At 70.8% G+C, this 3076-nt stretch carries 4 protein-coding genes; 1 reads left to right on the top strand and 3 read right to left on the bottom strand.

The window, feature by feature from the left end; translation table 11 throughout:
• On the top strand, nt 1–946 hold a 946-nt coding region (locus ACESMY_RS23585; protein ID WP_372787082.1), incomplete at its 5' end, for a zinc-binding dehydrogenase.
• A gap of 9 nt (nt 947–955) precedes the next feature.
• On the opposite strand, the gene ACESMY_RS23580 is transcribed toward ACESMY_RS23585, so the two are convergent.
• The 3 genes from ACESMY_RS23580 to ACESMY_RS23570 form a co-directional block, all read right to left on the bottom strand.
• Entirely contained in the window at nt 956–2158 is a 1203-nt protein-coding gene (locus tag ACESMY_RS23580) for an exo-beta-N-acetylmuramidase NamZ domain-containing protein (protein ID WP_372787081.1), read from the bottom strand.
• The gene (locus ACESMY_RS23575) at nt 2155–2697 is read right to left on the bottom strand and encodes a DOMON-like domain-containing protein (protein ID WP_372787080.1); all 543 of its coding nucleotides are present in this window, start codon (nt 2695–2697) and stop codon (nt 2155–2157) included. Before ACESMY_RS23575 ends, ACESMY_RS23580 begins: the two co-directional genes overlap by 4 nt.
• 49 nt (nt 2698–2746) lie before the next feature.
• Nucleotides 2747–3076, bottom strand: a 330-nt coding sequence (locus ACESMY_RS23570) for a CinA family protein (RefSeq protein WP_372787079.1), incomplete at its 5' end; no start/stop codon positions are given.

The following is a 3076-nucleotide window of genomic DNA, read 5'->3' as shown; positions in this document are numbered from 1 at the left end:
GCCGGAACGGTCGCACAAAGGCGCGACGGCGCCATGCCGATGGACATCAGGTCAGTGGGGCTACAAGAAGCGCGGCGTCGAACCGGCCGGCGCCCCCTGCCACGCCCGCACGGTGTCGCAGGTGGTCGAGAGCCGGATGGAGGGCCTGGCGCCCGGCGACCTGGTCTTCAACACCAACGGCTGGGCCGAATATGGCCTGATGGGCGAAGGCGTGGCGCGTCCCGGCTACATGATCCCGCGCAAGCTCGATCCGGCGCAGGGCCGCATTTCCCAGGCGGTCGGCGTGCTGGGCATGCTGGGCCTCACCGCCTACGGCGGCATGATCCTTCAGTGCGACCCCAAGGCCGGCGAGACCGCCGTGGTCTCGGCGGCCTCGGGCGGCGTCGGCCAGATCGCGGGCCAGCTCGCCCGCCTGCGCGGCGCCCGGGTGGTGGGGATCGCCGGCGCCGAGAAGAAGTGCCGATATGTCATCGACGAACTGGGCTTCGACGCCTGCGTCTCTCACCTGAGCCCGACCTTCGCCGAGGACCTCAGGGCCGCCTGTCCGGCCGGCGTCGACGTCTATTTCGAGAACGTCGGCGGCGCGGTCTTCGACGCCGTCCTGCCGCTGTTCAACCCCGGCGCCCGGATGACCATCTGCGGCCTGATCTCCTCCTACGGCGACCCTGAGGGCGCGGACGCCCGCGCCGCCCTGATGGCCCGCGGCGAGGCCATCTTCCGCGACCGCGGCGTCACCGTCCGCGACCTCTTCGTCGGCGACTACGTCAAGGATCACCAGGCGGAGATGCTGGCCTATGTGGCCCCGCACGTCGCGGCGGGCGACATCAGGTATCTCGAGGATATCCGCGAGGGGCTGGAGACCATCCCCGCCGCCTTCGCCGAGATGCTGAGCGGCGGCAACTTCGGGAAAATGCTGGTGCGGGTGAGCGACGACCCGACGCTCTAGGGTCGAGACTCAGTAGAGTTCGTAAGGCCGGCGCTCTTCCAGCCACGCTGTTTCATCCGGGACGGTCAGCGCCTCCAGATCCTTCGGCGCCGCGGCCGGATCGTCCACCCATTCGCGCAGGGCCGGGCCACCGTTGATGACGTCTATGGCGAGCTTGCCGATCTCGTACTCGTAGGGGAAGTCCCGCCACAGCGGATAGTCCGGGTAGAGCCGGCGGATCGCCTTGAACGCCAGGGCCTGCAGCCGCCACGGCCGGAAGGCGTCGTGGTCGTAGCTCGGATCCTCGGTGTGGATTTGCACACCGTGGCAGAGCTGGTGGACGTGCTTGTGGAAGGTGGGCTCGAACCAGCAGTCCCTGAGGCGGCAGCCGTTCAGCCACTGCGGCGCGAGCGCGGCCATCTCCTGCACGACCCGCCGCGCGTCGATGTCCGGCGCGCCGAACAGCTCCAGCGGGCGCGTGGTGCCGCGGCCCTCCGACAGCGTCGCGCCTTCCAGCATCACCGTGCCGGGATAGGCCCTGGCCATCCAGAGGTTCGCGGCATTGGGGCTGGGATTGACCCAGGTCCGCACGCCCAGCGGCCAGCCGAAGCCCGGCGCGGCGCCCGGCGACCAGCCCTGCATCTCGATCACCCGGTATTCGACGTCGAGCTTCAGCGTCGCGATGAACCAGTGGCCGAGTTCGCCGAGCGTCAGGCCGTGGCGCATGGGCATCGGCCCGGCGCCCACGAAGCTTTCCCAGCCCGGCCTGAGTGTCAGGCCCTCGACCGGCCGGCCGATCGGGTTGGGGCGGTCGAGCACCCACACCGCCTTGCCGTGCTTGGCCGCCGCCTCAAGCACATGCCGCAGGGTGGTGATGAAGGTGTAGATTCGGCAGCCGAGGTCCTGCAGGTCGACCAGCAGAACGTCGAAGGTCTGCATCGACGCGTCGGTCGGCTTGCGGACCTCGCCATAGAGGCTGAACACCGGGATGCCGTGCACCGGATCGTTGAAGTCCGGCGACTCCACCATGTTGTCCTGCTTGTCGCCGCGCAGGCCGTGCTGCGGCCCGAAGGCCGAGGTGACGTTCAGGTCCGGGCAGGCGCAGAGCGCGTCCAGCGAATGCTCGAGCGTGGCGGTGACCGAGGCCGGGTGGGCCAGCAGCGAGATGCGCCGGCCCGCGAGCGGCGCGCGTAGGGCCGGGTCTTCGAGCAGTCGATCGATGCCGAATTTCATGAGCGTCCAGTCTCGGGAAGTTCGACCGCGAAGCCGTCGCGGTGGTGGAAGTCGGGACGGCCGGGCGGATGCGCCACGGCCCAGTAGGAGATGTGGCCGCCAGCCTCTTCAATGACCGCCGAGAGGCCGAGGCGCCAGGGCGAACCGGCGAGGTCGGCGAGGCGCAGCGTCGCCGAGAGCTCAAGTCCGCGACGGGTGGTGCTCATCGCGATGGCCGGCGCCTCGCAGGGCTCGATCGGCGCCATGCCCTGCCGGTAGCCGTCGAACCGATAGGCCGCCCACTCCGTCGAGGGGGCGAGGTTGAACTCGTAGTAGGGCTCGCCGCTGGGAACCCCCACGAAGGCCTCGAAGCAGGTGTGCCGCCACAGCCCACCCGTACGCGTCGGCGGGCTCGGCGCCGGCAGGACGATACCGGCCGCGTCGCCGGTCACGATGTAGCGCAGCGCCAGGCGCCCGCCGTCCAGCCGCGCGGCCTCCACCTCGATCGCGGTCACCGCCGCGCACCGCCCGCCCGGGTGGAGGGTCAGAATCGTCCGCATGGCGGTATCGTAGCGGCGTCGGCGGCGGGCGCCACGGAAGACGCGGCCGCTATTCGGTCGCCCGCTTCAGGAGCTCGAGCGCCGCCGCGGCGAAGGCGGTCATGTTGGCCGCCCGATCGCTCTCGCCGGTCTCCAGCGTCACAGCCATCTCCATCGGCCCGGAGATCGCGATGCAGGTGTGGCCCGCCGCGTCGCCATAGCCGTTGCCCGTCGGCCCCGCCGCGCCCGTCTCGGAAAGCCCCCAGGTCGCGCCGAACCGCTCGCGGGCCGTGCGCGCCAGCAACAGCGCATAGAGCTCGCTCGCCGAGCGCATCCCGGCCACCGCCTCGCGCGGCAGGTCCATCAGCACCATCCGCGCCTTGCCGGTGTAGACCACCGC

It is taken from the genome of Phenylobacterium sp., assembly GCF_041691455.1.
Lineage (GTDB): Bacteria > Pseudomonadota > Alphaproteobacteria > Caulobacterales > Caulobacteraceae > Phenylobacterium.
The sequence above is the reverse complement of the archived record's forward strand: the minus strand, read 5'-3'. Positions and strand labels throughout refer to the sequence as shown.

Bases quoted from the DNA above. Each gene is read 5' to 3' on its own strand.
- ACESMY_RS23580 (WP_372787081.1), bottom strand. From the start codon at position 2,158: ATGAAATTCGGCATCGATCGACTGCTCGAAGACCCGGCCCTACGCGCG.
- ACESMY_RS23575 (WP_372787080.1), bottom strand. From the start codon at position 2,697: ATGCGGACGATTCTGACCCTCCACCCGGGCGGGCGGTGCGCGGCGGTG.